This window comes from Mycobacterium sp. KBS0706 (assembly GCF_005938675.2).
Taxonomy (GTDB): Bacteria; Pseudomonadota; Alphaproteobacteria; order DSM-16000; family Inquilinaceae; genus Inquilinus.
Genome location: NZ_VCCH02000005.1, coordinates 134,230 through 158,098, shown reverse-complemented (window position 1 = coordinate 158,098; position 23,869 = coordinate 134,230). Strand labels below are relative to the sequence as shown.

Annotated in this window: 26 protein-coding genes; 17 read left to right on the top strand and 9 right to left on the bottom strand. The window is 70.6% G+C overall.

From position 1 onward, the window contains the following. Positions 1–9 precede the first annotated feature (9 nt). Entirely contained in the window at positions 10–684 is a 675-nt protein-coding gene (locus FFK22_RS04535) for a GntR family transcriptional regulator (protein ID WP_138890425.1), read from the bottom strand. Positions 685–848: 164 nt separating this feature from the next. Here FFK22_RS04535 and FFK22_RS04530 point away from each other — a divergent pair, with 164 nt between their 5' ends. From FFK22_RS04530 to FFK22_RS04515, 4 genes are read left to right on the top strand one after another with little or no spacing between them, the layout of a single operon-like run. After that, the gene (locus FFK22_RS04530) at positions 849–1,868 is read left to right on the top strand and encodes a 4-hydroxythreonine-4-phosphate dehydrogenase PdxA (protein ID WP_221938383.1); all 1,020 of its coding nucleotides are present in this window, start codon (positions 849–851) and stop codon (positions 1,866–1,868) included. A gap of 39 nt (positions 1,869–1,907) precedes the next feature. Next, the gene (locus FFK22_RS04525) at positions 1,908–2,885 is read left to right on the top strand and encodes a tripartite tricarboxylate transporter substrate binding protein (RefSeq protein ID WP_138890426.1); all 978 of its coding nucleotides are present in this window, start codon (positions 1,908–1,910) and stop codon (positions 2,883–2,885) included. A gap of 18 nt (positions 2,886–2,903) precedes the next feature. Continuing rightward, positions 2,904–3,398, top strand: a complete 495-nt coding sequence (locus FFK22_RS04520; protein WP_138890427.1) for a tripartite tricarboxylate transporter TctB family protein — start codon at positions 2,904–2,906, stop codon at positions 3,396–3,398. Positions 3,399–3,414: 16 nt separating this feature from the next. Then, a complete protein-coding gene (locus FFK22_RS04515) occupies positions 3,415–4,938 on the top strand; it encodes a tripartite tricarboxylate transporter permease (RefSeq protein WP_138890428.1) in 1,524 nt (507 codons plus the stop codon). Here FFK22_RS04515 and rhmD read toward each other — a convergent pair. Genes rhmD through FFK22_RS04500 form a run of 3 tightly spaced genes read right to left on the bottom strand, consistent with a single transcriptional unit; the run spans position 4,892 to position 8,008 of the window. Next, a complete protein-coding gene (rhmD, locus tag FFK22_RS04510; protein ID WP_138890429.1) occupies positions 4,892–6,082 on the bottom strand; it encodes an L-rhamnonate dehydratase in 1,191 nt (396 codons plus the stop codon). The two genes, FFK22_RS04515 and rhmD, sit on opposite strands and share 47 nt — an antisense overlap. 28 nt (positions 6,083–6,110) lie before the next feature. Then, positions 6,111–6,866, bottom strand: a complete 756-nt coding sequence (locus tag FFK22_RS04505) for an SDR family NAD(P)-dependent oxidoreductase (RefSeq protein ID WP_138890430.1) — start codon at positions 6,864–6,866, stop codon at positions 6,111–6,113. Between the two features lie 14 nt (positions 6,867–6,880). Continuing rightward, positions 6,881–8,008 (bottom strand): mandelate racemase/muconate lactonizing enzyme family protein, encoded by a 1,128-nt coding sequence (locus FFK22_RS04500; protein ID WP_221938382.1) that lies wholly within the window; start codon positions 8,006–8,008, stop codon positions 6,881–6,883. A gap of 145 nt (positions 8,009–8,153) precedes the next feature. Between FFK22_RS04500 and FFK22_RS04495 the strand changes: the two genes are divergently transcribed. From FFK22_RS04495 to FFK22_RS04460, 8 genes are read left to right on the top strand one after another with little or no spacing between them, the layout of a single operon-like run. Further along, complete coding sequence (locus FFK22_RS04495) at positions 8,154–9,344, top strand: substrate-binding domain-containing protein (protein ID WP_138890431.1); 1,191 nt, start codon at positions 8,154–8,156, stop codon at positions 9,342–9,344. Between the two features lie 7 nt (positions 9,345–9,351). Next, complete coding sequence (locus tag FFK22_RS04490; RefSeq protein ID WP_138890432.1) at positions 9,352–10,887, top strand: sugar ABC transporter ATP-binding protein; 1,536 nt, start codon at positions 9,352–9,354, stop codon at positions 10,885–10,887. Beyond that, entirely contained in the window at positions 10,884–11,870 is a 987-nt protein-coding gene (locus FFK22_RS04485; protein WP_138890433.1) for an ABC transporter permease, read from the top strand. The genes FFK22_RS04490 and FFK22_RS04485 overlap by 4 nt, the downstream gene beginning before the upstream one ends. 2 nt (positions 11,871–11,872) lie before the next feature. Beyond that, positions 11,873–12,592 carry a FadR/GntR family transcriptional regulator gene (locus FFK22_RS04480; protein ID WP_138890434.1) on the top strand — a complete coding sequence of 240 codons (720 nt, stop codon included), beginning with the start codon at positions 11,873–11,875 and terminating at the stop codon, positions 12,590–12,592. Then, positions 12,589–13,635 carry a Gfo/Idh/MocA family protein gene (locus tag FFK22_RS04475; protein WP_138890435.1) on the top strand — a complete coding sequence of 349 codons (1,047 nt, stop codon included), beginning with the start codon at positions 12,589–12,591 and terminating at the stop codon, positions 13,633–13,635. The genes FFK22_RS04480 and FFK22_RS04475 overlap by 4 nt, the downstream gene beginning before the upstream one ends. Before the next feature lie 3 nt (positions 13,636–13,638). After that, a complete protein-coding gene (locus tag FFK22_RS04470) occupies positions 13,639–14,451 on the top strand; it encodes a sugar phosphate isomerase/epimerase (RefSeq protein WP_138890436.1) in 813 nt (270 codons plus the stop codon). Beyond that, a complete protein-coding gene (locus tag FFK22_RS04465) occupies positions 14,448–15,212 on the top strand; it encodes an acetoacetate decarboxylase (protein WP_138890437.1) in 765 nt (254 codons plus the stop codon). Before FFK22_RS04470 ends, FFK22_RS04465 begins: the two co-directional genes overlap by 4 nt. Positions 15,213–15,226: 14 nt before the next feature. Then, a complete protein-coding gene (locus FFK22_RS04460; RefSeq protein WP_138890438.1) occupies positions 15,227–15,541 on the top strand; it encodes an L-rhamnose mutarotase in 315 nt (104 codons plus the stop codon). A 23-nt stretch (positions 15,542–15,564) separates the two neighbouring features. On the opposite strand, the gene FFK22_RS42715 is transcribed toward FFK22_RS04460, so the two are convergent. From FFK22_RS42715 to FFK22_RS04445, 5 genes are all read right to left on the bottom strand, one after another. Continuing rightward, positions 15,565–15,723, bottom strand: a complete 159-nt coding sequence (locus FFK22_RS42715; protein ID WP_186002299.1) for a DUF6726 family protein — start codon at positions 15,721–15,723, stop codon at positions 15,565–15,567. Between the two features lie 26 nt (positions 15,724–15,749). Beyond that, positions 15,750–15,893, bottom strand: coding sequence for a hypothetical protein (locus FFK22_RS42710; protein WP_186002298.1), 144 nt, complete (start codon positions 15,891–15,893; stop codon positions 15,750–15,752). 30 nt (positions 15,894–15,923) lie between these two features. Continuing rightward, positions 15,924–16,604 (bottom strand): DUF3313 domain-containing protein, encoded by a 681-nt coding sequence (locus FFK22_RS04455; RefSeq protein ID WP_138890439.1) that lies wholly within the window; start codon positions 16,602–16,604, stop codon positions 15,924–15,926. Between the two features lie 335 nt (positions 16,605–16,939). Beyond that, positions 16,940–17,569, bottom strand: a complete 630-nt coding sequence (locus FFK22_RS04450) for a TetR/AcrR family transcriptional regulator (RefSeq protein WP_138890440.1) — start codon at positions 17,567–17,569, stop codon at positions 16,940–16,942. A 111-nt stretch (positions 17,570–17,680) separates the two neighbouring features. Continuing rightward, positions 17,681–18,568 carry a hypothetical protein gene (locus tag FFK22_RS04445; RefSeq protein WP_221938381.1) on the bottom strand — a complete coding sequence of 296 codons (888 nt, stop codon included), beginning with the start codon at positions 18,566–18,568 and terminating at the stop codon, positions 17,681–17,683. A gap of 267 nt (positions 18,569–18,835) precedes the next feature. Between FFK22_RS04445 and FFK22_RS04440 the strand changes: the two genes are divergently transcribed. From FFK22_RS04440 to FFK22_RS04420, 5 genes are read left to right on the top strand one after another with little or no spacing between them, the layout of a single operon-like run. Further along, positions 18,836–19,978, top strand: coding sequence for an ABC transporter ATP-binding protein (locus FFK22_RS04440; protein ID WP_138890442.1), 1,143 nt, complete (start codon positions 18,836–18,838; stop codon positions 19,976–19,978). A gap of 18 nt (positions 19,979–19,996) precedes the next feature. Then, positions 19,997–21,103, top strand: a complete 1,107-nt coding sequence (locus tag FFK22_RS04435; protein ID WP_138890443.1) for an extracellular solute-binding protein — start codon at positions 19,997–19,999, stop codon at positions 21,101–21,103. Between the two features lie 3 nt (positions 21,104–21,106). Further along, positions 21,107–21,991, top strand: a complete 885-nt coding sequence (locus tag FFK22_RS04430) for an ABC transporter permease (protein WP_138890444.1) — start codon at positions 21,107–21,109, stop codon at positions 21,989–21,991. After that, complete coding sequence (locus tag FFK22_RS04425) at positions 21,991–22,788, top strand: ABC transporter permease (RefSeq protein ID WP_138890445.1); 798 nt, start codon at positions 21,991–21,993, stop codon at positions 22,786–22,788. The genes FFK22_RS04430 and FFK22_RS04425 overlap by 1 nt, the downstream gene beginning before the upstream one ends. Next, on the top strand, positions 22,785–23,867 hold the full coding sequence (locus FFK22_RS04420; protein WP_138890446.1) for an aromatic ring-hydroxylating dioxygenase subunit alpha: 1,083 nt from the start codon (positions 22,785–22,787) through the stop codon (positions 23,865–23,867). The genes FFK22_RS04425 and FFK22_RS04420 overlap by 4 nt, the downstream gene beginning before the upstream one ends. Positions 23,868–23,869: the final 2 nt, after the last annotated feature.

Below are 23,869 nucleotides of genomic sequence, written 5' to 3'. Positions count from 1 at the left end.
GCAGGGTGGTCAGATCGCGTCGCGAACCCGGTTCCAGCTCTCCGCCATGTGGCGGCTGAGGATCGCGGCCAGACGCTCCGGGTCCCTGGCCTCGAGGGACGCGATCATCTCCTCGTGGTCGGCCACTGCCGCCGCCCATTTCTCCTCGCTGCCATTGCCGATGAAGCGGATCCGCTTCAGCCGCGACTGCAGGATGCCGTGCACCGTCACCAGCGCCGCGTTGCCGGACAGGCGCAGGATGGCGGAGTGGATGGCCTGGTTCAGCTTGAAATACTCCAGCCGCTCGCGCCGCTTGTAGTGCTGCAGCATCCGGTCGTGCAGGCCACGGACCTCGCGGATGCCGGAATCCGAGGCATCGGCGCAGGCCAGCCGGCCGGCCTCGGCCTCCAGCAGGCCCAGCACCGCCAGCATGTCCTGCACCTCCTTGGCGGAGAAGCGCTTGACCACGGCGCCACGGCCCGGGACCAGGTCCAGCAGCCCTTCGCTGGCGAGGTATTTCAACGCCTCGCGCAGCGGCGTGCGCGACACGCCGAGCTGTGCCCCCAGCTGCCCTTCGTGGATGCGCGCGCCGGATGGCAGCACGCCCTCGATCACCATGTCGCGGATGCGGCCGACGATCTGGTCGTGCAGCGACGGGCGGGCGATCGGGCCGCTATCGGCCAACGCGTCCTGCAACAGTTCCATCCCGTCCTCGCACCCCGTCGGCGGCATCGCCGGCGGAGCCAAGCATGGCGAATAAGTCCTGCCGAGGTCAATCTCAGCATTCTGCATGCAGAGTGCAGCATGCTTGATGTGTGCATGCATGGCTGCTACCGTGCCCTCAGAAGCAAGAAGATTTGGGGAGCACCGTGGCAGCCCAGCCCGACATCCGCCGTCCCGTCATCGCCCTCGCCATGGGCGATCCCGCCGGGATCAGCCCGGAGCTGACCGCCCGGCTGCTGGCGCTGGACGAGATCCGCGCCGCCGTCCGCTTCGTGGTGTTCGGCGACCGCAGGATCCTCGACGCCGGCGCCCGGACGGCCGGCGTGGAACTCGACCTCGAGGTGGCCACCGAGGCGAAGGCCCCTGGTGACCGGCCGGTGCTGATCGACCTCCGCCATCTCGACCCGGCGGATGTGACGCCGCGCGAGGCGACGCTGGCCGGCGGGAAGTTCGCGTCCGAGAACTTCCGCCGTGCGCTCAAGCTGGCCGCCGCCGGCGGGGCCGACGCCGTCTGCTTCACCCCGTTCAACAAGCAGGCGATGCGCTACGCCACGCCCGGCTACGACGACGAGATCCGCTTCGTCGCGGATGCCATCGGCTGGTCCGGTGCGGCCCGAGAATTCAACATCCTGGACACGATCTGGAACGCGCGGGTCACCTCGCACATCCCGCTCTCGGCCGTGGCCGCGGCGATCACGGCGGAGGGCATCCGGGCCGAGCTGGCGCTGACCGCCGGCTGCCTGCGCGCCGCCGGCATCGACCGGCCGCGCATCGCGGTGGCCGGGCTGAACCCGCATGCCGGCGACGGCGGCAATTTCGGGCGTGAGGAGATCGAGGTGATCGGCCCGGCGGTCCGCGCCGCGGCGTCGGAAGGCCTCGACGTCGTCGGCCCCTATCCGGCCGACACCGTCTTCCTGCGGGCGCCGAAGGAAGGCTGCCACGCGGTGCTGACGATGTATCACGACCAGGGGCAGATCGCGATGAAGCTGATGGGCTTCGACCGTGGCGTCACCATGCTCGGCGGCTTCCCCTTCCCGATCTGCACCCCCGCCCACGGTACCGCCTACGACATCGCCGGGGAAGGCATCGCCGATATCGGCGCCAGCCGCGCCGCGGTGCTGCTGGCCGCCCGGATGGCGGCGCGCAGGCACGCCGCGCCGGGCTGATCCGGCCCGTCAATCACAAGCAAAGGGAGGAGAACGAAGATGCTCAAGACATTGACCCTGGCACTGGCCGCGCTGCTGCCGGCCGCCGCCGCCCAGGCCTGGGAACCCCAGAAGCCGATCGAATTCGTCGTCACCTCCGGCCCCGGCGGCGGCACCGACAGCTTCGCCCGTGCGGTGCAGGCGATCATCGTCAAGCACAAGCTGGTGGACAGGCCGATCATCGTCAGCAACAAGGGCGGCGGCAGCGGCGCCGAGGGCTTCGTCTACGGCAAGGGCGCTGCCGGCGACCCGCACAAGCTGGTGTTCGGCACCAACAACGAATACCTGCTGCCCTTTGTCGCCAACCTGCCCTATGCGCCGGAGGACCTGACGCCGGTGGCGGCGATGGCGATGGACGAGTTCGTGCTGTGGGTCAACGGCGAGGCGCCCTACAAATCGGCGGCGGAGCTGCTGGCCGCGGCCAAGGAGACGCCCCTCAAATTCGGCGGCAGCCAGTCCAAGGATGTCGACCAGACCCTGGTCAGCATGGTCGGCGAGGCCACCGGCGCCCGCTTCACCTACATCCCGTTCAAGAGCGGCAACGAGGCCGCGGTGCAGCTGGCCGGCGGCCATATCGACGGCAACACCAACAACCCGAACGAGAATCGCGGCCAGTGGCAGGCTGGCATGGTGCGGCCGCTCTGCGTCTTCGCCATGCAGCGCCTGCCGGCCGGCCCGAAGGTGTCCGGCGATCTCGGCTGGGCCGACATCCCGCTGTGCCGCGACGAGGGCATCCCGATCGACAGCTACCAGATGCCGCGCGCCGTGTGGCTGCCCGGCGGCGTGCCGGCCGAGGCGACCGCCTTCTACACCGACCTGTTGCGCAAGGTCAGCGAGACGCCGGAATGGCAGGACTACCTGGCCAAGAGCTCGCAAAGCGGCCGGTTCCTGACCGGCGACGAGTGGCAGGCCTATATCCGCGCCGAACAGGACCGGGTGCGCGCGGTCTACCAGAAGCAGGGCTGGCTCGCCGGCTGACCACCTGGGAGTGCGGTCATGGACAAGCCTGAGACCGGCGGGATCTCCCGCTTCGGCATGGAATGCGCGGCCGCCGCGGCCACCGGTGCGGTCGGTGCCGCGGTCGCGGTTGGCGGGCTGCAGAGCGGCATCGGCTGGAACGAGGCGGGGCCCGAGCCCGGGACCTTCCCCTTCGCCGTCGGCCTGATCATCGTCGCCGGCAGCCTGGGCACCCTGGTCCAGGCGCTGCGGGCGCGCGACGGCGCGGTGTTCCTCGACGCCGTCCGTCTGCGCCGGGTCGCCGCCTTCTTCGGGCCGATGGCGGCCTTCGTGGCGCTGTCGCTGCCGCTCGGCCTCTACGTCGCCTCTGCCCTTTACCTCATCGGGGTGATGGCGCTGCAGGGCGGCTACCGGCTGCGCAGCGCCGTGCCGGTCGGGCTCGGCGTCGCCGTGCTGCTGTGGCTGGTGTTCGAGACCTGGTTCCAGGTGCCGCTGCTGAAGGGTCCGATCGAGGCCTGGCTCGGCCTCGCCTGACATCCGGAGATCCCCCGTGGACAACCTCGCCCATCTCGTCGACGGCTTCGGCACGGTGCTCAGCGGCTACCATCTGATGCTGATGGTGCTGGGCGTGATGCTCGGCATCCTGGTCGGGGTGCTGCCCGGCCTCGGCGCGCCGAACGGCGTGTCGCTGCTGCTGCCGCTGACCTTCGCCATGGACCCGGTCTCGGCCATCATCCTGCTCAGCTGCATGTATTGGGGCGCGCTGTTCGGCGGGTCGACCACCTCCATCCTGTTCAACATCCCGGGCGAACCGTCCTCGGTCGCCACCACCTTCGACGGCTATCCGATGGCTCGGGCGGGCCAGGCGGCGCGGGCGCTGACCCTGGCCTTCCTGTCGGCCGGCTTCGGCGCCCTGGCCGGGGTGGTGGTCATCACGCTGCTGTCCGGCTGGGTGGCGCAGTTCGCGCTGCGCTTCAGCTCGCCGGAATTCTTCGCCGTCTACTTCCTGGCCTTCGCCTCCTTCGTCGGCATGGGCAGCGGGTCGCCGGTGAAGACCGTGGTGTCGATGATGCTGGGCTTCGCCTTCGCCACGGTCGGGATGGACACCGTCTCCGGCAATTTGCGCCTGACCTTCGGCCTCGCCGACCTGATCAAGGGCATCAGCTTCCTGGTCGCGGTGATCGGCCTGTTCGGCATTGGCGAGCTGATCCTGACCATGGAGGAGGGGCTGCGCTTCGACGGCATCCGCGCCCGGGTCGGGCTGCGCGATGTCGGCCGCGCCATGCGCGAGCTGCCGCGGCAGTGGCTGGCGCTGCTGCGCAGCGTCCTGGTCGGCTGCTGGATGGGCATCACCCCGGGCGGGCCGACCGCCGCCAGCTTCATGAGCTACGGCCTGGCCCGGCGCTTCGCCCGGCGCAAGGAGGGCTTCGGCAAGGGCGACCCGGCCGGCATCGTCTCGCCCGAGGCCGCCGACCATTCCGCCGGCACCTGCGCCATCCTGCCGATGCTGGCGCTGGGCGTGCCCGGATCGGCCACCGCCGCGGTGATGATGGGCGGGCTGATGATCTGGGGCCTGACGCCCGGCCCGATGCTGTTCATCGACCAGCCGGACTTCGTCTGGGGCCTGATTGCCAGCATGTATCTCGGCAATGTCGTCGCCGTCGCCCTGGTGCTGGCGACCGTGCCGGTGTTCAGCGCCATCCTCCGCATCCCCTTCGCCGTGATCGGGCCGGTGATCGTGGTGGTATGCTTCGCCGGCGCCTACACCGTCGCCAACTCGCCCTTCGACATGGGGCTGGTCCTGGCCTTCGGCATCGTCGGCTACGTCTTCAAGAAGCTGGACTACCCGATCGCGCCCCTCGTGCTCGCCATGGTGCTGGGCGACAAGGCCGAGGATGCGTTCCGCCAGTCGATGATCATGTCCGGCGGCGACCTGTCGGTGTTCTGGTCGAACGCCCTGGTCGGCAGCATCACCACGCTCGGCCTCGCCATGCTGGCCTGGCCGCTGATCGGCCGCCTGACTTCGATCAAAGCACGGACGCGTCGAACCGCCGGAGCGGCGCGTCCGGATTGAGCTCCAGCCCGAAACCGGGGGCGTCGGAGACGTCCAGCCGCCCGTCCTGCGGCACCGGCTCGTTGCGGAACAGGCTGCCGAACACCGGCCGCACGCTGCGCCCGTCCGGGCTGTTCGCCACATACTCGCAGAACGGCGCGTTCGGCTGCGACATCACATAGTGGTAGCTGTAGGGACCGCTGCCATGCGGCACCACCGGGATGTCATAGGCCGCCGCATGGGCGGCGATGCGCAGCAGCTCGGTCAGGCCGCCGGCCCACATCACGTCCGGCTGCAGGATGTCGATCGTCCGGCCCTCGATCAGCCGGCGGAAGCCGTAGCGGGAATATTCATGCTCGCCGGTGGCGAAGCGCGTGGCGGGCAAAGCGCGCTTCAGCAGGCCATAGCCCTCGACATCATCGGGGTGCAGCACCTCCTCCCACCAATGGATGCCGAGATCGGCGCAGGCGGTGGCCAGCTCGACCGTGTACGGCACGTCGAGTGCCATGTAGCAATCGACCATCAGCGGGAAGTCCGGGCCTACGGCGGCGCGGTGCCCGGCGAGGAATTCGCGGTTCGCCCGCACGCCCTCGCGGCCATCGGCGGGGCCGTGCGGCAGCGGCACCTTGCCGCCCCAGAAACCCATGCGCTTGGCCTCGGCCGGCAGCGGGCCGGTGCAGTAGAAGCTCAGCTCCGGCTTGGTCCGGCCGCCGATCAGCTTGTACACCGGCTCCTGCCGGATCTTGCCGACCAGGTCCCACAGCGCCAGGTCGACCACGCTGATGGTGGCCAGCGGCAGCCCCTTGCGGCCGTAGAACAGGCTGGCGCGGAACATCTGGTCCCACAGCAGGTTCAGGTCGCGCGGGTCGGCGCCGACCAGGAAGCGCCGGAAGTGCTTCTCGATCAGCCAGCAGGCCGGCGGTCCGCCGAAGCCGGTGGCGAAGCCGATGCGGCCCTGGTCGTCCTCGATCTCGACCAGGATCGAGCCGAGGACGTCGATGCCCCAGCTCAGCCGCGACGCCTTGTAGGGCGCATAGCCCGACATCGGGTTGGCGATCAGCGTGTCGATGATCCAGTGGCCGCCCTTCTGGCGGTGATAGTCGCCGCCATCCCCGGTGCCTTCGATCAGGTAGGTGCGGATATCGGCGATGCGCAATGCGGTCATGATGGTGTCCGGAGGGTGGCGGGAACGGCTAGCGCATCAGCTGGCCGCCATTGACGTCGAGCGTGTGGCCGGTGACGTAGCCGGCCCAGTCGCTCGCCAGGAAGGCGACGCAGCGCGCCACCTCCTCCGGCGTCGCGGCGCGGCCGAGCGGGATGGTGGCGAGGAAGCGGGCGAGGGCGTCGGGAGCCACGCCGTCACGCAGCATCGGCGTGTCGGCGGCGCCCGGGGAGACGACGTTGACCGTGATCCCCTCCGGCGCCCAGGCCCGGGCGAAGGACTTGGCCAGCGCGATCACCCCGGCCTTGGTCGCCGCATAGATGGCGGAGCCGACATAGCCGCCGGTGTGGGCGCCCTGGCTGGCGAACAGCACGATCCGGCCGCGTCCCCGCGGCGCCATCGCGGCATGGGCGGCGCGGCAGAGATGGAACGGGCCGGCCACATTGACCCGCATCTGCCGGTCGATGGCGTCGTCGCCGACCTCGTCGATCGGCTGCCGGATCATCAGCGCCGCCGCGTTCACCAGGATGTCCAGCCGGCCATAGGCCTGCACGGCGCTGTCGACCAGCTCGCGGCAGGCGGCGGGATCGGCCAGGTCGAACACTGCCGGCGCGATCCGGCCGTCCGCGCCCTGCTGTGCGGTCTCGGCCGCCCCGGCGGCGTCGCGGTCGGCGGCGGTGACGACGCAACCCAGCCGGGCCAGCAGCAGCGCCGTCGCCCGGCCGATGCCGCTGGCCGCGCCGGTGACGATGGCGATGCGGCCCGCCAGGCCCAGATCGTCGGTCATGTCCGGTCGCTCCGTCACAGCGGCAGCCGATACTTGTCGATGCAGGCCGCGCGCGGCTCGACGCCCAGGCCGGGTCCCTCTGGCGGCCGCACCAGCCCGTCCCGGTGCCAGATCGGCGTGTCGACCAGCTCGTGCTGCATCGGGTTTTCCAACGGCTTCAGCTCGAACAGCCGCGCCGCCGGGCTGGCGACCGACAGGTGCAGGCTGGCGGCGCTGGTCACCGCCGTGCTCCAGGCATGGGCGTTGACGGCGATGCGCGCCGCCTCGGCCAGCGCCGCCACCTTGCGGAAGCCGGTGATGCCTTCGGCCCGGGCAGGGTCGACGCCCAGCACGTCGACCAGCCCGGTGCGGATCAGCCGGGCATAACCGGCCACGGTCCATTCCCGCTCGCCCGTGGCGATCCGGGTGGTGACGGCGGCGCGCAACCGGGCCAGGCCGTCCAGGTCGTCGGGATGCAGCGGCTCCTCCACCCAGTCGATATCGTGCGCCTCGAAGCGGCGGACGGTGGCGATCGCGGTGGCGGCGTCCCAGCGCACGCCGTTGCCGATATCGACCATCAGCCGGGCGGCCGGACCGGCGGCCTGGCGCACCGCGCGGACATAGTCGACATCGTGTCCGGGGTCCTGGCCGACCCGCGACAGGCCGCGCTTGCCGAAGCCCAGCTTGGCGCCCTTGAAGCCGCGGCCGATATGACCCGCCACCTCGGCCGCGCCCTCCTCGATCGTGGCGCGGTTGACATGCATGCTGGCGATCGCCGGCAGCGCCTCGTGCACCCGCCCGCCGAACAGGCGCCACAGCGGCAGCCCGGCCGCCTTGCCGCAGGCGTCCCACACCGCCATGTCGATGCCGGCCAGCGCCATGGTGGCGAGGCCGCCTTCGCCATACCACCAGGTGTGCCGCTTGAGCGCCTGCCATACCGAATCGGGCTCGCGCACATCCATGCCGGCGACGACATCGGCCAAGCCGCCTTGGACCAGCGCGGCCACGGCGCGGCAGGCCTCGGGCCACATGGCGATGCATTCGCCCCAGCCGGTCAGCCCGCCCTCGGCCTCCAGCCGCAGCAGCACGGTGTGCCGGATGTTGCCGTGGTCGTTCGGCTCCGGATAGCGCAGCACGATCGGGGTGATGCCCTGGATGCGCATTGGTCTCCTCCCACCGGCCGCTTCGGCGGCTCCTTCGTCCCGGTTCCGAACACCCTTGCCAGGGCGGCAGAACCGACACTACGATGCCTGAAAAGAATTGGCCTGTCCAATTTACCAGTGGACCGGAATTGAGGGGAGGAAAGGGATGATCCGCGCGCACCGCTTCCGGGGTTTCGCCATCGCCGCCATTGCCCTGCTTGCCGCCGGCGCCACAGCCCGGGCCCAGGATTTCCACGGCTTCGACCCGGGGGCCTTCTCCGGCGCCATGCTGTCGGCCGACCAGCTCAAGGCCATGGTGGCCGACGCGAAGGCGGCGACGCCGCCGCGCAACGGCTCCGGCTACGTCATCGGCTTCGCCAATCTGCAGCGCGACATCTCCTTCGGGGTGAAGGTCGAAGGCGGCATCAAGGCCAATGCCGACGCCGCGGGGGTCGAGCTCGCCGTCGCCGACAACCGGCTGGACGGGCCGACCGCCCTGGCCAATGCCGAAAGCTTCGTCCGCCGCAACGCGGACTTCGTCATCGAATTCCAGACCGACGTGAATTTCGGCCCGGCGGTGATGAACCAGTTCGACACGGCCGGCATCAAGGTGGCGGCGATCGACATCCCGATGCCGAACGCCACCTTCTTCGGCGCCAACAACCCGCGCTCCGGCTTCATGGGCGGGTCCTACCTGGCCCAGGCGGCGGTCGCCGAATACGGCGCCGACAAGGTGGCGCAGGGCTATCTCGTGGTCGGCGAGCTGCCGCAGTCCGGCGCCATCCCGGCGATGCGCACCGGCGGCCAGGTGGCCGGCTTCCAGGCCGAGCTGCCGAACTTCCCGGCCGACCACATCCTCAAAATTGACACCAAGAACACGCTGCAGGAGAGCTTCCAGCAGATGAGCAACCTGATCGGCCGGATTCCCGCCGGGGTGCCGATCATGGTGACCGCGATCAACGACCAGGCGGCGACCGGCATGCTGCGCGCCGCCCAGCAGGCCGGGCGCGAGGCCGACACCATCGTCGTCGGCATGGGCGCGGACGAGACCGAGACCCTGGCGAAGGAGCCGCGCTTCGTCGCCTCGGTCGGCTATTTCCCGGAGCGCTACGGCAACTACCTGATCCCGATCGCCCTCGCTACTCTGGCCGGCAAGGCCCTGCCGCCGGCGGTGCTGGTCAACCACGTCATGGTGACCAAGGCCAACATCTGCGAGTTCTACCCGGACACCGCCTGCGCCAAGGACGCCAAGGTCCTGGACTACAAATTCCCGCAGGAGGCCTTCGGCAAGCACCTCGCCAGCCTGCGCGGGCTCGAGGAGCTGAAGGGCTACGAGACCCTGATCCCGAAGGAGTGACGGCCGCATGACCGACACCGCTCCCCGTCTCGAGATGCGCGGCATCCGCAAGGCCTTCGGCGGCGTCGACGTGCTGCGCGAGGTCGAGCTGACGGTCGCGGCGGGGGAGGTGCTGGCCCTGCTCGGCTCGAACGGCGCGGGCAAGTCGACGCTGGTGAAGATCCTGGCCGGCAGCTACGGCCGCGATGGCGGGACGGTGCGGCTGGACGGCGCCGAGGTCAGCTTCGACCAGCCGCGCCAGGCCGTCGCCGCCGGGGTGCGCCTGCTGCCGCAGGAGATCTCGGTGATCCCGGACATGACCGTGGCCGAGAACATCTGCATCGGCGACCTGCCGATGCGGGCCGGCCCCGGCTTCCGGGTGGTGGACACGGCGGCGATGCGCCGGCAGGCGGAGGAGCTGCTGCAGCAGCTGGGCTATCCCGGCATCGACCCCGCCGCCCGGGTCAAGGGCCTGAGCGTGCCGGAGCAGCGGATCGTCGAGATCGCCCGCGCCCTGGCGGGCCGCGCGCGCGTGCTGATCATGGACGAGCCGACGGCGTCGCTGACCGAGCAGGAAGCGGCGACCCTGTTCGCCATCATCCGCCGGCTGAAGGCGCAGGGCGTCGCGGTGATCTACATCTCGCACTACCTGTCCGAGGTGTTCGAGGTGTCCGACCGCATCGCCGTGCTGCGCGACGGCCGCAACGCCGGCAGCTTCCGCACCAGTGAGGCGACCCCGGCCGAGGTGCTGCGCGCCATGCTCGGCGGCGTGGTCGACGACCTCTACGGCTCGGGCCCCGCGGCCCCGCCGGGCGAGGCCGTGCTGGTGGTCGAAGGGTTGCAAATCCCGGGCGAGATCGAGGATGTCGACCTGACCGTCCGCGCCGGCGAGATCGTCGGCCTGTTCGGCTTGGTCGGGTCCGGGGTCGAGAGTCTGGGCCGGGCGCTGTACGGCGCGCTCGGGCCGGTCGCGGCGCGGCGGGTGGCGATCGGCGGCGCCCCCTATGCGCCACGCAGCCCGCAGGCCGGCAAGGCGGCCGGCATCGGCTTCATCGCGGCCGAGCGCAAGCGCGAGGGCATCGTCGCCGACCTGACGGTGCGCGAGAACATCGCCCTGCCGTTCCTGGAGCGCTTCCGCACCGGCCCGTTCATGGATGTGGCGGCGGAGCGGCGGCACGCCGAGGGCTGGATCGGCCAGCTCGGCATCCGCACCCGCGGCAGCGAGCAGCGCCTGCGCACCTTGTCCGGCGGCAACCAGCAGAAGGTCTGCATCGCCCGCTGGCTGGTCGACGGCATGCGCCTGCTGATCCTGGAGGAGCCGACCCGCGGCGTCGATGTCGGCGCCCGGCGCGAGATCTATGCCGAGCTGCGGCGGCTGGCCGATGCCGGCCGGGCGATCCTGGTGTTGTCCTCCGATGTCGAGGAGGTGGCGGGCTTAAGCGACCGCGCCATCGTGCTCGACCGCGGCCGGGCAGTGGCGGAACTCCCGCGCGGCCGCGAGCCGGCGGAGCTGATGGCGGCGGCCAGCGCGCCGGCGGTGGAGAACGGGGATCTGAGGGCATGACCACGATCGACACTCCCCGCCGCGCCCGGGGCCTTGCCCGCGGCGCGCTCGGCCGGTCCTGGTCCGGCGTGGCGGTGCTGCTCTTGTTCTACGTGGCGCTGCTGGTCGCCTTCTCGCTGCTGTCGCCCTGGTTCCTGTCCTTCAACAACATGATGAGCATCGGCTCCAACGTCGCCTTCATCGGGTTGATGGCCGCCACCGGAACGCCGCTGATCATCGCCGGCGGGCTGGACCTCTCGGTCGCCGCCGTGGCCGGGCTGACCGGGGTGGTGCTGGCCCTGCTGCACGGGCTCGGGCTCGACATCTGGGTGGCGGCCGTGGCGGCGATCCTGTTCGGCGCCGCGATCGGCCTCATCAACGGCATCTTCACCACCGGGCTGCGGCTGAACCCGCTGATCGTCACCCTGGCGACCATGAGCATCATCACCGGCAGCGCCCTGGTGATGACCGGCGGGCTCACCAAGCCTCTGATGGTGCCCGGCTTCAACTGGATCGGCAGCGGAAGGCTGTTCGGCATCCCCGTGCCGCTGATCCTGATGCTGCTGTGCTATGGCGCGCTGTGGGTGGTGCTGGCGAAGACCCGCTTCGGCCGCTTCGTCTACGCCTCCGGCGGCAATCCGGAGGCCAGCCGCCTGGTCGGCGTGCCGGTGGCGCGCACCCAGATCACGCTCTACGTCCTGTCCGGCATCAGCGGCGCCGTCGCCGGGCTGGTGCTGGCGGCGATGCTGGGCGCGGCGGCGCCGGACGCGGCAGGCAAGCACCTGCTGACCGTGATCGCCGCCATCATCCTCGGCGGCACCAGCCTGTTCGGCGGCCGGGGCAGCGTCTGGGGCACCCTCCTGGCCGTGCTGATCCTGGGCACGCTGAACAACGGGCTGACGCTGCTCGACGTCTCCAGCTTCTGGCAGGACGTGACCCGCGGCATCGTGCTGCTGTTGGCGGTCAGCCTCGACCAGATCCGCAGCCGCGCGGCGGGGGATTGATCGTGGTCGCCGGCCTCGACACCGTCGCCCCGATCGAGCGGCAGTCGGTCGCCGAGCAGGTGGCGAAGAAGCTGATGGAGCTGGTGCGCACCGGCAGCCTGAAGCCGGGCGACCAGCTGCCGCCGGAGCGCGAGCTGGCGCAGATCCTGCAGGTCAGCCGGCCCAGCGTGCGCGAGGCGCTGCGCGGCCTGCAGATCCTGGGCGTGGTCAAGATGCGGCAGGGCGGCGGCGTCTATGTCACGGCCCTGGAGGCGTCGGATCTGCTGGCGCCGCTGCAGTTCCTGCTGGAGCTGAACGCGCCGACGGTCGACGCGCTGCACGAGGCGCGGATCCTGGTCGAGGGCACCATCGCCGGGCTGGCGGCGGAGCGGATCGACGCCGCCGCGCTGGCCCGGCTGCATGGCCTGCTGGCGGTGCAGCGCAGCGTGCTGCGCGACCCGGTCGGCTTCCGCGTGTCGGACATGGAGTTCCACCGCGTCATCTACGCCGCCTCCGGCAACCCGTTCCTGGAGCGGGTCGGCGGCTCGTTCTTCGTGCTGGGCATGGAGTATCGCCGCATCGCCTCGGAAACGCCGGGCGTGCTGGAGCGCAGCTTCGCCGACCATGAGGCGATCCTGGCGGCGCTCGACGCCCGCGACGCCGCGCAGGCGGGGGAGGCGATGCGGCGCCACATGACCAGCGTCTACGAGACCACATTGGCGGCGATGGAGAAGGCGCGATGAGCAGGAAAGCCCGGATCGCCGTGGTCGGCGCCGGCTGGTGGGCGGCGCAGAACCACATCCCGGTGCTGCAGCGCAATCCCGATTGCGAGCTGGTCGGTGTCAACCGGCTGGGCGCCGCCGAGCTGGCCGCGCTGCAGCAGCGCTTCGGCATCCCGGAGGGGTCGGAGGACTATCGCGAGCTGCTCGACCGGGTGAAGCCGGACGGGGTGGTGGTGGCGTCGCCGCATGTGCTGCATCACGAGCACGCCACCGCGGCGCTCGACCGCGGCTGCCATGTGCTGGTCGAGAAGCCGCTGGCGACCCGCGCCGAAGACGCCCGCGACCTGGTCGCCCGCGCCCGCCGCGCCGGCCGCGCCATCCTGGTCCCGTATGGCTGGAACTTCCTGCCCTGGGTGCGCGAGGCGCGCCGGCTGGTGGCGGATGGCGAGATCGGCTCGGTCCAGCATGTCGTACTGCAGATGGGCTCGGCGCTGGAAGACCTGTTCGCCGGCCAGCCGATGGTCGAGACCCGGGACCACATGTTCCGGCCGCCGCCCTCGACCTGGGCCGACCCGAAGCGCGCCGGCGGCTATGGCTGGGGCCAGCTGGTGCATGCGCTCGGCCTCCTGTTCCGCATCGCCGACCTGGCGCCGCGCGAGGTCTTCGCCATGACCGGCGCCTCGCCGACCGGCGTCGATTATTACGACGCCGCCACGGTGCGGTTCGAGGGCGGCGCCACCGCCGCTCTGTCCGGCGCCTCCACCGTGCCGAAGCATCGCGGGCCGCATATCGACCTGCGGATCTACGGCTCGGAAGGCCTCCTGCTGCTCGACATCGAGCGCGAGCGCCTGGAGGTGCGGCGCCGCGACGGCCGCGACACCATCATGCCGATGGCCCCGGGCGACGGCGCCTATGGCTGCGAGCGGCCGGTCGATGTCTTCGTCGACCTCTGCCTCGGCCGCGATGTCGAGAACGACGCGCCGGGCGAGGTCGGGATGCGCGCGGTCGAGGTGCTGGACGCCATGTACCGCTCCGCCGCCAGCGGCCATGTCGAGAGGGTGTGACCCATGCAGCTTTCGCTTACCTCCTGGTCCTTGCGCGCCTGTTCGCTGCACGAGGCAGCCGGCATCGCCCGGGCGCTCGGCATCGGCGCGCTCGACCTCGGCTATTTCTACGCCCCGGCGCTCGACAAGGCGGCGCTGCTGGCCGATCCGGACGGGATGGCGGAGATGGTGCGGGCGCTCGGCATCCATGTGCCCAGCTTCTATCACCTGTTCGGCGACAGCCTGTCCGACCGCAACCTGGCCGACCCGCGCCACCGCGACGGCAACCTCTCGGATTTCCGGAGAGCGGTGCAGTTCTGCGCCCGGGCGGAGATCGACACCATCTTCGTCCTGCCCGGCGTGTGCAACCCGGGGCAGGGGCGGGCGCAGGCGCTGGAGGAATCGGCCCGCTCGCTCAACGCCCTGGTGCCGATCGCCCTCGAGGCCGGCGTGACGCCGACGATCGAGGCGCATGTCCACTCCTTCCTCGAAACCCCGGCCTTGGTCGAGGAACTGCTGGGCCGGGTCGAGGGGCTCAAGCTCACGCTCGACTACGCCCATTTCGTCTGCCTCGGCTACCGGCAGGCGGAGATCGACCCGCTGGCCCGCCACGCCGCCCATGTGCATCTGCGCCAGGCCCGGCCGGGGGAGCTGCAGGCCAAGGGCCATGAGGGCACGATCAACGTCGAGGCTCAGCTCGCCACCCTGCGCGACGCCGGCTTCCAGGGCCACCTCGCGCTCGAATATGTGCATCAGGACTACATGGCGACGCTCTATGACGACGTGCTGACCGAGACGATCCGTCTGCGCGACCAGGTGCGGGGGTGGCTGGCATGACCGGGCGCCGGTTGACGGTCGAGCAGATCCTGCAAGGCGGCTTCTCGACCCCCTGGGACGCGCCGATGGTGCCGCCCTTTCCCTTCAGCTTCCGCGATGTCGAGGTGCTGACCCTGGCCTGGCGCACCGACCCGGAGGCGGTCGAGCGCCTGCTGCCGCCGCCGCTGGAGCCGACCAGCGACGTGGTGCTCGCCCATATCTACAAGATGAACGACACCGACTGGCTCGGCCCCTACGGCGAATCCAACATCATGGTCGGGTGCCGGCTGCCCGGGACCGGCGAGGCCGGGTCCTACTCGCCCTACCTGTTCCTGTCCTCCGACATCGGCGTTGCCCATGGCCGCGAGGTGCACGGCCAGCCGAAGAAGTCCGGCATCCCGACGCTGGAGGCGCGCGGCGATGCCTGGGTCGGCACCGTCGCCCGCAACGGCATCGACGTGATCACCGGTACGCTGGCCTACAAGCAGCGGCGCGACCGGATCGAGAGCCTGGCCACGCATTTCGACTTCGCCACCAACATCAACCTGAAGGCGATCGACCATATCGACGGCCGGCCGGCGATCCGCCAGCTCACCGCCCGCCGCCTGGCCGAGGTGGCGGTGCATGAATGCTGGAGCGGCCCCTGCACGGTCGAGTTGCGCCCCAACATCCAGGCGCCGGTCTACCGGCTGCCGGTCCGGGAGATGCTCGACGGCTTCTACTGGCGCGCCGACTTCACTTTGGCGCCCGGCCGCATCCTGCACGACTACCTCGCCGCCTGACGACGGAGACCGCGATGACGCAGCACGCCTGGATCCTGGAGATCCGCCCCGGCTATGAGGAGGAGTACAAGCGCCGCCACGACGAGATCTGGCCGGAGATGGTGGCGGCGCTGCAGGCGGCCGGGATCCGCAACTACTCGATCTTCAAGCACGGCCTGGCCCTGTTCGGCCATTTCGAGACCGACGACCTCGACCGCACTATCGCCGCCCTGCGCGACGACCCGGTCAACAAGCGCTGGGGCGAATATATGGCGCCGATCATGAAGGTCGAGATCGACAGCCGCACCGGCTTCCCCTTCCTGCTGCCGCTGCAGTGGCACATGGATTGAGGGGCGCCGGGGCGCCGCGCGCCTCAGTCGATCGCGTCGGCGGTCGCATCCAGCGGCGCGGCGGCGACATGGCCCGCCACCGGCACCACCTTGACCACGGCGCTGGTGGTGCGGACCGGCAGGGCCACCAGGCCGCAGCCGGACAGCCCGGCGGCCGCGGCGAGGATCAGCAGCACGGCCATCGGACGGCCGGATCGGGAACGGCAATTCACAGGGCTCTCTCCTTGCCGGCGGCGGACCGGGGCGCGTGCGGCAGGCGCCGGCGCCGCGGCAGGAGGTTCGCGGCATAGCCCCACAGATACAGCCCGGCGCACAGCAGGATGCTGCCGAGCCAGAGCATCTCGAAGATCATGGTGAACCTCCTCTGCGGTGATGGCGGCGGTCACTTGAGCTGCGCGACCAGGGCGTCCGCGCCCTTCTCGAGGCCGGTCTTCGCCGCCGCCAGCGAGCCGAAGGTGGCCCCGATGTTGAACGACCCCGGGTACTGCTTCGAGACGAAGGCGTTGAGCAGGCGGTTGGTCGGCGCGTCGTAGATCTCGACCGCATAGATCACGGCGCCGGTGAACAGGCCTTCGCCGCCGCGCACCGCCTGGACTCCGTTGTAGAGGCCGCCGCCGATATCGACGCGGGTGAAGGTGCTCAGCACCGGCGTGCTGGTCGACGCGCCGGTCAGCGTCAGCCGCAGGCGCAACGTGCCCGGGGCCGGCTCGCCGGCCAGCGTGAAGCGGGTCTTCAGCTTCTCCACGAACGCGGTCTGCATGCTGTGGGCCAGCTCGGCCTTGTCCTCTTCGGACATGTCGCCGAACTGGTTGTCCGGGCCGCGGTAGATCGCGATCGGGTCGATGATCATCCGGTTGTAGCTGCGCCAATCCACCGGGGTGGCGTAGCGGAACGGGATGTGCCCGGTGTCGTCCTTGGGGTTGGGCGCCAGCTGGGCCGAGGAGGCGATGCCGGAATAGGCGACCGGATCGGCGCTGCCGCAGCCGGCCAGGACGGCCGCCGCGAGCGACAGCCACGCCAGGGCAAGGATCGGCCGTCGCGGCCTCTCGGGGAACGCGTGCATTCAAGTCTCCAAATCGAAGTCTGGGGTCGGCCGTATGCGCCGGGCCGTGGGGCGCCGTTCTCCGCCGGGAGGTCCCGGAGAGTGCGTTGCCGATGCGGGAAAAAGGCGGTGACGGCGGCGCCGTCGGGGTCAGGCGGTGGTCAGGGCCGCGGCTGCCTCGGCCCGATGTTCTCTAGCGGGAAGCGGTCACGCCGAAGCCGGTCCGGGCCGGCTGCCCTCCGGTTCCGCCGATGCCGCGTTCCCCTGCCGGGTGCGGGGCAAGCTGTGCCATGCCGTCGTCCTCTCGATCTCGTGTGAGGACACCATAACAGCGGATTTTTGAATTTGCAAACCGTCTAGTCGGTTTTTTTGACGGCTCCCGACCGGCCTCGGGACGGGCGGGTGGAGGTCGGCTTTGCGGTCTTCGCGAGGGCGGGCGATCGGGCATCATCGATCAGGCGGTCGAACAGCCGGTCGCGCTCCTCGGCGGACAGGGGGCAGGTTCCCAGCAGCGTCGTGATGTGCAGGCCTCTGGCCGCCATCCAGCGCAGCACCGCCAGCTCCGGATCGGCGGCCTCGGCCTTGACGGCCTCGAGTGCCTCGGCCTCCGCCTCGCGGTTGATCGAGAGCAGGTCGGGGTTCTCGGCCACGGCGCCGAGGATGGCGAAGAAGGCCGAGTGCGGCGTGGCGATGGATTCGCGCAGCGTCGCGATCTGCGCTTCCAGAAAGGCGCCGGGCCTGTCGGGGCCGATCTCGGCAAGATAGTCCTGGGTGAACTTGCCGAAGCGCTCGGTCAGGTGCTCGAGCAGGGCTTTCACCACCGCTTCCTTGGTCCGGAAATGGTGCATCACCCCGCCCTTGCTGATGCCGCTCTCGCGCGCGATGGCGTCGAGCGTCAGCCGCCCGGGACCGTCGCGGGCGATGATGGCGAGCGCCGCCTGGATGGCGGCCGCGCGGGAACGTTCCGAACGGGTGGCGTTGTCCATGCTCTCTCACAGGGCCGGGGCGGCTGCAGGCCGCCGGGCGGATCTCGTCCGACAGACATAGCGCGCCAGGCGGGGAAAAAACAGGCTGTGAGGTCGGTTTGTGGCGGCCGGCTAGGACACCGCCTCGGCGTCAAGCCGACGGCGCTCCTGCAGCCGCTCCCGGACTCGGGCGGTGCGCCGGGCCTGGCGCAGCTCCTCGCGGGTCGGCTGCCACCAGCCGCGGCTGCGCTCCGCCGGACCGGCCTCGACGCGGGCGGGCCAGACGCCGATCAACTCCTCCAGCCCCGGCCGGCGCCAGCGGACCCAGACATAGTCGCCGGTCGCCGGGTCGGCATGGGCGTAGATGCAGGCCGGGTCGGGGACATCGGCGATCTCGCCGTCGGTCCCGGTGAACACCAGCATGCCGAACCGCTCGGTCATCACCGGCAACTCCAACGGCGGCGGGTCGCCGGCCAGCACGGGGTAGCGATGCCGGCGGCGTTCGGCGGCCAGGATGGCGGCGCGGCGCTGCCGTTCCGGCGTCCACTCGGCTTCCCGGCGCCGGCGTCGCTCCTCCGGCTCGTTGCGGCGGGCCGCGGCCTCGATCTCCGGCCAGCGCCGCCACAGCTCCTCATAGGACCGGAACGGCACCCGCCAGCTGCGCGTCTCGGCATCCCACCAGGACCAGGGGATGGCGTGCATCTGCTCGACCACGGTGCGGGAGTAGGGGGTGCGAACCTGCAGGTCGTCGCCGACCTCGAGATAGCGGCTCTCGATCGGATCGAATTCATAGGCGTCGCGGCCCTTGGCGTCGGCATGGTCGGCGCCGTCCGGCAGCTGGTCGGCCAGGAAGCGGGTCAGCCGGCGCTCGGCGGTGGTGCCGGGGATGAACCACACCCTCTCCGCCTCGCGCCAGCGGGCCTGCGGGAACGCCGCCATCAGCCGCCCGACCATGGCGCGGTCATAAGGCAGCTGCGCCTCGATCCCCGGCTTGTCGCCGTCGACGGCCCGGATCGTCACCCGGCTCAGGATCCCGCTGTGTGCTCCCATATCGAGTCAGATGGGGGCGCCGCACCGTTCCGTCGATGCAGCCATGGCTAGCAGGACAACGCTCAGGCTCGAATTTCACAGGATTGAAAATTCCCCTCCGCCCAGGAAACCGGCGGTGAAGCTCGCGCAATGGGCAGGAAGGCCGAGTTTACCGGTCGTCTGTGCCCCTTGACAGGCTCCACCATCGCCGCCACGCTCCTTTCACAAGAGTGAAAAAGATCGCAGGAGGCAGGATCGATGCTGATGCGGGCCGACCGATCGCAAGCCCCCCGGGCCACTGCCAGGGCGCATGGCTTGGCGCTGACCCGGCTGTCGCGCCGCTACGGCCCGATCCGCGCCGTCGACGACGTCTCGCTCGACATCCCGGGCGGCGAGTTCCTGACCCTGCTCGGCCCCTCCGGCTCCGGCAAGACCACGCTCTTGATGATGATCGCCGGCTTCGTCGCGCCCAGCGCCGGCCGGATCGCGGTCGATGGCCGCGACGTCACCGCCGTGCCGCCGGAGAAGCGGAACTTCGGCATGGTCTTCCAGGGCTACGCCCTGTTCCCGCACATGACCGTGGCCGAGAACATCGCCTATCCGCTGCGGGTCCGCGGCGTGTCGCGGGCGATGATCGCGGAGAAGGTCGCCGGCGCCATCGCCCGGGTGCGGCTGGACGGCTTCGACGATCGGTATCCCAGGCAGCTTTCCGGCGGCCAGCAGCAGCGCGTCGCCGTGGCCCGCGCCCTGGTGTTCGACCCCGACATCGTGCTGTTCGACGAGCCGCTGGGCGCGCTCGACCGCCAGTTGCGCGCCGAGATGCAGCTCGAGCTGAAGGCCCTGCACCGCGACCTCGGCGCCACCTTCATCCTGGTCACCCACGACCAGGACGAGGCGCTGTCGATGGCCGACCGGGTGGCGGTGATGAACCGTGGCCGGCTGGTCCAGGCCGGCGCGCCGGATGAGCTGTACGAGCGGCCGCGCACCCGCTTCGTCGCCGAGTTCCTGGGCAAGAGCAACTGCATCGCCGGCCGCATCGCCGGCCGCGACGGCGAGCTGATCCGGCTCGAGACCGGCGGCGGCGCGGTGCTGCATCGCGGCGCCTCGGCGCCCGCCCAGGGCCGCGGCGTGCTGCTGGCGCTGCGGCCGGAGAAGCTGCGGGTGGCGGCGCAGGAGCCGCGCGACATGGCCAACCGCGTGCCCGGGCGGGTGCTCGACATCGCCTATCTCGGCGCCACGCGGCAGGTGGTGGTCGGCACCGACGCCTTCGGCCCGCTGACCGCGACCGGCTTCGCCTGGGAGGCGGCGCCGGATCTCGGCCTCGGCGCTACGGCCTGGGTCGGCTGGGCGCCCGAGGCCACTGTGCTCATCGAAGACGAAGCCGACGACCGATCGGCCTGAACCAGACAGGGGGCTAGGATGACGGCATCACGGTATCGCGCGGATCTCGCTGCCATCGCGGCGGAGCGGTTCGCGGACGGACACATCGACCGGCGCGGCTTCCTGGCCGTGCTCGGCGCGCTCGGCGTCACACCGCTGCTCGTCTCCGGCCCGGCCAAGGCGGCGGCGCAGGAGGTGGTGGTGGTGAATTTCGGTGGCGACGCCGTGCCGGCCTGGGGCAAGGCCTGGGGCGACCCCTTCACCAAGGACAGCGGCCTCAAGGTCACGGTGCTGGGCGCCGAGCCGACGCCCGGCGCCATCAAGGCGATGATCGACAGCGGCAACGTGGTGTGGGACTGCACCGACGCCGACGGCTTCTACCTGCCGATCCTCAGCAAGCAGGGGCTGATCCAGCCCTATGACTACGGCAAGGTGGACAAGGCGAAGGTGCGGCCGGAATTCACCTTCGAATACGGCTGCGCCGCCTACATGTATTCGACCGTGAACGCCTTCAGCCTGGAGAAGACCGGCGGCAAGACTCCGAACGGCTTCAAGGACTACCTCAACTTCAAGGACTTTCCGGGCAAGCGCGCGATCTACAAATGGCTGGTCGGGTCGCTGGAGGCGGTGCTGCTGGGGTCGGGGGTCGAGCCGGACAAGCTGTACCCGCTCGACGTGCAGAAGGCCTTCGCCATCATCAAGGACAACCGCGACCAGTTCCTGCTGTGGGGCGGCGGGGCGGAAAGCCAGCAGCTGTTCCGCGAGGGCGAGGTGACGATGGGGCCGATCTGGTGCACCCGCGCCTCGGTGCTGGACCGGGATTCCGGCGGCAAGATCACCTGGACCTGGGACCACGGCATCGTCGCCCCCGGCGTGCTGCCGGTGCTGGTGAAGAACCCGGCCGGCCCGGCGGTGTTCGACTTCATCGCCTCGACCCAGGTGCCGGAGCGGCAGGTCGAACTCTTGAAGCTGCTCGGCAACGGCCCGGCCAACCCGGCCGCCAGCGCCACCCTGACGCCCGAGCTGCGGAAGATCGATTGCGGCTACGAGCCGAACTACAAGCGCCAGATCCCGATCGACAGCGCTTGGTACGCCGAGAACTACGACACGGTGCAGAACGACTTCCTCGACCTGATCGCGAGCTGAGGGATGGTGGCAGCGCCCGCCTTCGACAGCGCACCTCCTGCCGTCGCCCGGCGCCGGAGCACGGCGTCGGCCTGGGGGCTGGTGCTGCCGCTGATGGCGGCGCTGCTGCTGCTCTATCTGCTGCCGCTGGCCAACATCCTGTGGATCAGCGTCACCGACCCGGCGCCCGGCCTCGGCAACTACCAGCGGCTGGTGGACTCCGACGCCATGCAGCGGGTGCTGGGAACCACCTTCCGCGTCGCCGCCTGGACCACGGTCTGCGCCGTGGTCCTCGGCTACCTCGTCGCCTATGTCATGCTGCACGCCTCGCCGCGGCACCGGGTCTGGATCACGGCCTTCGTGCTGGTGCCGTTCTGGGTGTCGGTGCTGGTCCGCGCCTTCGCCTGGCTGACCCTGCTGCGCAGCGAGGGGCTGGTGAACGGGGCGCTGGCCGGAATGGGCCTGATCACCGAGCCGCTGCCGCTGGTGCGCAACGAGTTCGGCGTGCTGGTGGGCATGGTGCACTACATGGTGCCCTATGCCGTGCTACCACTCTATGCCGGGATGAAGGGCATCGACCCGGCGCTGGCCGCCGCCTCGCGCTCGCTCGGCGCCGGGCCGCTGCGCACCTTCGCCCGCGTGTTCCTGCCGCTGTCGCTGCCCGGGATCTTCGCCGCAAGCCTGCTGGTCTTCGTGCTGTCGCTCGGCTTCCTGGTGACGCCCGCGATCCTCGGCGGCGGCAAGGTGGTGATGATCGCCGAATATGTCCGGCTGCAGATCTTCCAGACCGTGCGCTGGGGCGTCGGCACCATGATGGCCTCGGTGCTGCTGCTGTCCGTCCTGGCCCTGATCGCGCTGCTGTCCCGCGTCGTCGATGTCCGCCGGCTGTTCGGCGGCGGAGGGGCCTGATGCGCTGGTCCGTCCTGGTCGCCTTGTGCTGGGCCGTGCTCTTGTTCCTGATGCTGCCGACGCTGGTGGCGATGCCGCTGTCGGTGACGCCGAACCGATACCTGTCGCTGCCGACCGACGGCATCTCCTTCGAGCACTACGCCACGCTGTTCGGCGACGACCAGTGGCGCTCGGCGATGCTGCAGAGCCTCGGCATCGGCCTCGCCGTCACCGCGCTGTCGGTGGCGCTGGGCACGCTGGCGGCGATCGGGCTGTGGCGGCTGTCCTCGGCGCTGGGCGAACTCGCCCGGATGCTGGCCCTGGCGCCGCTGATCGTGCCGCCGGTGGTGTCGGCGCTGGCCTTCTACCGCTTCTTCGCCGGCATCGGGCTGCTCGACAGCTTCGCCGGGGTGATCCTGGCGCACACGCTGCTGGCCGCGCCCTATGTCCTGGTCACCGTGTCGGCCGCGCTGGCCTCGGTCGACCCGCGCCAGGACCAGGCGTCGCGCTCGCTCGGCGCCTCCCAGTCCCAGACCATCCGCTGGGTGATCCTGCCGCAGATCCTGCCCGGCATCCTGGCCGGCGGGGTCTTCGCCTTCCTCACCTCCTGGGACGAAATCGTGGTCACGCTCTTCATCGCCGCCCGCGCCGTCTACACCCTGCCGCGCAAGATGTGGGACGGCATCAACGAGCGGGTGGACCCGACCATCGCGGCGGCGGCGACGGTGCTGTTCGCCGTCACCATGCTGCTGGTGATCCTGCAGATCCTGCGCGCCGGCCGCGAGCCGGCGGCGACCGACGGAGAGGTTGCGCCATGACGATGACGAGCCCGGCCGCGCCGGACGGCTTCACCTGGACCCTGCCCGCCGCCTGGTATCGCGACCCGGAGCGCTACGAGCAGGAGCGCACGCGCATCTTCGCCCGGAACTGGATGCTGTTCACCTGGTCCGGCCGGCTGCGCAACCCCGGCGACTACGTCACTGGCACGGTCGCGGGCTATCCGGTCTTCGCCATCCGCGGCGAGGACGGGCAGGTGCGCGCCTTTCACAATGTCTGCCGCCACCGCGGCGCCCAGCTGCTGACCAAGGCGGAGGGGCAGTGCCCGCGCCTGATGGTCTGCCCCTATCACAGCTGGAGCTACACGCTGGACGGGAAGCTGAAGCGGTCGCCGGATTTCGGCTCCGCCCCCGCCTTCGACCCCGAGGAATGGGGCCTGTTCCGCATTGCCGCCGAGGAGTGGCGCGGCCTGGTCTTCCTGCGCATCGCGCCGGAGGGGGAGGGGCTGCGCGAGTGGCTGGGACCCATCGACGCCCTGGCCGCCGACTATCCGCTGGAGCGGCAGCATTGGTTCGCCGAGAAGAACCGCGACTGCGAGGTCGACTGGAAGACCTATGGCGAGAACTATCTCGAATGCTACCACTGCCGGACCATGCATCCCGGCCTCTGCGCGTCCTTGGACATGGAGCGCTACAGCATCGACGTGCATGACGATTCCGGCATGTTCCATTTGCACGCGCCGAAGCGGGATGGCGGGCTGACCCGCGGCGTCTATTTCTACCGCTTCCCGTTCCTGATGCTGAACCTGTACGACTGGGGCAGCTCGATCGCGACGCTGGAGCCGCTGGGCGCCGGCCGGCTGCGCCACATCAACTGGTACTTCTTCACCGACGTGTCGCCGGAGAAGGCGGCGGAGAACCGCCAGTCGATCGAATGGTCGGCCCAGATCGTCAGCGAGGACCTCGACATCATCACCGGGGTGCAGCGCAACCTGAACGCCGGGATCTACCAGCGTGGGCCGCTGTCGCCGAAGCACGAGCACGCCGTGCACGCCTTCCAGGATATGGTCCGCCGCGGCATGGCCGACCCTGCCCCGGCCCACCGCGCTGCCGCCGAGTAGAG

Coding starts and splice junctions, on each gene's coding strand:
- FFK22_RS04535 (WP_138890425.1), bottom strand. CDS start 684: ATGGAACTGTTGCAGGACGCGTTGGCCGATAGCGGCCCGATCGCCCGC.
- FFK22_RS04525 (WP_138890426.1), top strand. CDS start 1,908: ATGCTCAAGACATTGACCCTGGCACTGGCCGCGCTGCTGCCGGCCGCC.
- FFK22_RS04520 (WP_138890427.1), top strand. CDS start 2,904: ATGGACAAGCCTGAGACCGGCGGGATCTCCCGCTTCGGCATGGAATGC.
- rhmD (WP_138890429.1), bottom strand. CDS start 6,082: ATGACCGCATTGCGCATCGCCGATATCCGCACCTACCTGATCGAAGGC.
- FFK22_RS04505 (WP_138890430.1), bottom strand. CDS start 6,866: ATGACCGACGATCTGGGCCTGGCGGGCCGCATCGCCATCGTCACCGGC.
- FFK22_RS04500 (WP_221938382.1), bottom strand. CDS start 8,008: ATGCGCATCCAGGGCATCACCCCGATCGTGCTGCGCTATCCGGAGCCG.
- FFK22_RS04495 (WP_138890431.1), top strand. CDS start 8,154: ATGATCCGCGCGCACCGCTTCCGGGGTTTCGCCATCGCCGCCATTGCC.
- FFK22_RS04490 (WP_138890432.1), top strand. CDS start 9,352: ATGACCGACACCGCTCCCCGTCTCGAGATGCGCGGCATCCGCAAGGCC.
- FFK22_RS04485 (WP_138890433.1), top strand. CDS start 10,884: ATGACCACGATCGACACTCCCCGCCGCGCCCGGGGCCTTGCCCGCGGC.
- FFK22_RS04475 (WP_138890435.1), top strand. CDS start 12,589: ATGAGCAGGAAAGCCCGGATCGCCGTGGTCGGCGCCGGCTGGTGGGCG.
- FFK22_RS04470 (WP_138890436.1), top strand. CDS start 13,639: ATGCAGCTTTCGCTTACCTCCTGGTCCTTGCGCGCCTGTTCGCTGCAC.
- FFK22_RS04465 (WP_138890437.1), top strand. CDS start 14,448: ATGACCGGGCGCCGGTTGACGGTCGAGCAGATCCTGCAAGGCGGCTTC.
- FFK22_RS04460 (WP_138890438.1), top strand. CDS start 15,227: ATGACGCAGCACGCCTGGATCCTGGAGATCCGCCCCGGCTATGAGGAG.
- FFK22_RS42715 (WP_186002299.1), bottom strand. CDS start 15,723: ATGGCCGTGCTGCTGATCCTCGCCGCGGCCGCCGGGCTGTCCGGCTGC.
- FFK22_RS42710 (WP_186002298.1), bottom strand. CDS start 15,893: ATGATCTTCGAGATGCTCTGGCTCGGCAGCATCCTGCTGTGCGCCGGG.
- FFK22_RS04455 (WP_138890439.1), bottom strand. CDS start 16,604: ATGCACGCGTTCCCCGAGAGGCCGCGACGGCCGATCCTTGCCCTGGCG.
- FFK22_RS04450 (WP_138890440.1), bottom strand. CDS start 17,569: ATGGACAACGCCACCCGTTCGGAACGTTCCCGCGCGGCCGCCATCCAG.
- FFK22_RS04440 (WP_138890442.1), top strand. CDS start 18,836: ATGCTGATGCGGGCCGACCGATCGCAAGCCCCCCGGGCCACTGCCAGG.
- FFK22_RS04435 (WP_138890443.1), top strand. CDS start 19,997: ATGACGGCATCACGGTATCGCGCGGATCTCGCTGCCATCGCGGCGGAG.
- FFK22_RS04430 (WP_138890444.1), top strand. CDS start 21,107: ATGGTGGCAGCGCCCGCCTTCGACAGCGCACCTCCTGCCGTCGCCCGG.
- FFK22_RS04425 (WP_138890445.1), top strand. CDS start 21,991: ATGCGCTGGTCCGTCCTGGTCGCCTTGTGCTGGGCCGTGCTCTTGTTC.
- FFK22_RS04420 (WP_138890446.1), top strand. CDS start 22,785: ATGACGATGACGAGCCCGGCCGCGCCGGACGGCTTCACCTGGACCCTG.